Origin of the sequence: Acinetobacter sp. YH16053, from assembly GCF_013417035.1 — a bacterium.
Taxonomy (GTDB): Bacteria; Pseudomonadota; Gammaproteobacteria; order Pseudomonadales; family Moraxellaceae; genus Acinetobacter; species Acinetobacter towneri.
The window spans coordinates 1-1,404 of record NZ_VPEP01000119.1 but is presented as its reverse complement, the minus strand read 5'-3'; the positions used below and the strand labels follow the sequence as shown (position 1 = coordinate 1,404).

General features: G+C 36.7%; 2 protein-coding genes. Both read right to left on the bottom strand.

The window, feature by feature from the left end:
- On the bottom strand, positions 1 to 763 hold a 763-nt coding region (locus tag FTV43_RS15450), incomplete at its 3' end, for a hypothetical protein (RefSeq protein ID WP_179995835.1).
- Between the two features lie 81 nt (positions 764 to 844).
- On the bottom strand, positions 845 to 1,345 hold the full coding sequence (locus tag FTV43_RS15445; RefSeq protein WP_004282297.1) for a hypothetical protein: 501 nt from the start codon (positions 1,343 to 1,345) through the stop codon (positions 845 to 847).
- Positions 1,346 to 1,404: the final 59 nt, after the last annotated feature.

The following is a 1,404-nucleotide window of genomic DNA, read 5'->3' as shown; positions in this document are numbered from 1 at the left end:
TTTCTTGTGAAGCTATATTTTGCTGCATAGCTACCTGCTTCATTTTTACTGGTAAAGTAATCTTTTCATCAGATTTGGGGCTAGATTCTTTAGGCTTTGACTCTGTTGGCTTTTGCAGAGTTGCTTCCTTATTTTTAATTTTTATATAAATTTTATGAGCAACTGTATTGTGCTCCTTAATTTCCCTGTTCTTATCAGCCAATTTTTTATACTGTTCCTTAAAAGGTTTTATAAATTTTTTGATAGCTGATAAGAACACGGCTTCTTCAGGATATATGTCCGCTAATGTCTTAGGTGTTTCCTTTTGCACGAAATTGATGAGATCGGCTGGAAATTTATTAAGAATCTCTGGAGTAGCAAAGCTTACAAAATCATAGTCATGATAAGAAATTACAGCATATCGGGTATTTTTCTTAGTCGGACTTTTAATATAACCTTTGACTGTTGCCTCTCCTTGATCAAGTAACTTTTTCAAATAGAAATCTTTGATTTGGTTTTCTATAAGCGCATTACCTCTATAGAACCTAAGCTTCTGACTGATTTCCGCCTGTTCTTCCAGGTTGTCTTCATCAACAAGTTTTAGCTGTTCGGATTGGTTAAGGAATTGAGCATAATTATATTGAGCCAGTTCGGATGTCCAAATCAGTAACTGATCAAGGTTTTTAGGCATAGGAACTTTCAAATCATTCAAATCAAGCTTTTTAATGGGCGCAAGTTCTTCTTCCTTAAACTCTGTTCTTTCTAAACTTGATTGCTTTAACATAATAATTTCCTTAACTTCCACTAATTTTAAACATAATAAAAATTATAAATGAGTGCTTAGAGCCTTCATTTTCAGATTCAGCTATTTGGGGTCAATAACGCATAAATCCCCATGCTTCCCATAGCCACACTGCTCTTTCATCACTCGGACGCAGGGCTTGGACTCTTCTCCAACGGCACAACTTTGAATATCAAACTGAATACCTTGCTGCCTTAAACTCTCGATCTTTGGAATATTCTCTAAAGGCTTAATATAAGATGCAAATAGCCACGTCATAGTCAGTATGAGAACTGAAAAAACACCTAAGAAAGTGGTGATTAACTTCCATGAAAATTGATCATTGGCTGATTCAATCGAGTTTTTCAAGCGTCCAAGCGCTTTAGCGGTCTTAATAAGTTCTGCTGTACCGTCCTGTAAGCCCTCATTTACCGCTTTTGATATAGTGTGGTGGGTTTGCCCAGCAATAGTGCTTTGAATGTGTTCTTTCGTGATTTGAAGCTCTTTAACGGCCTGATTGACTAGGTTCTGCTGTTGTTCTGCAACTGCCATCAGTGCATATAGCTTTTTTTCATCAGGTGTCATCGGCTCATCCCTCTAAACTTCATTGTTTTCTGTTGCTCTCTTTCTAATTTCTGCTGTTG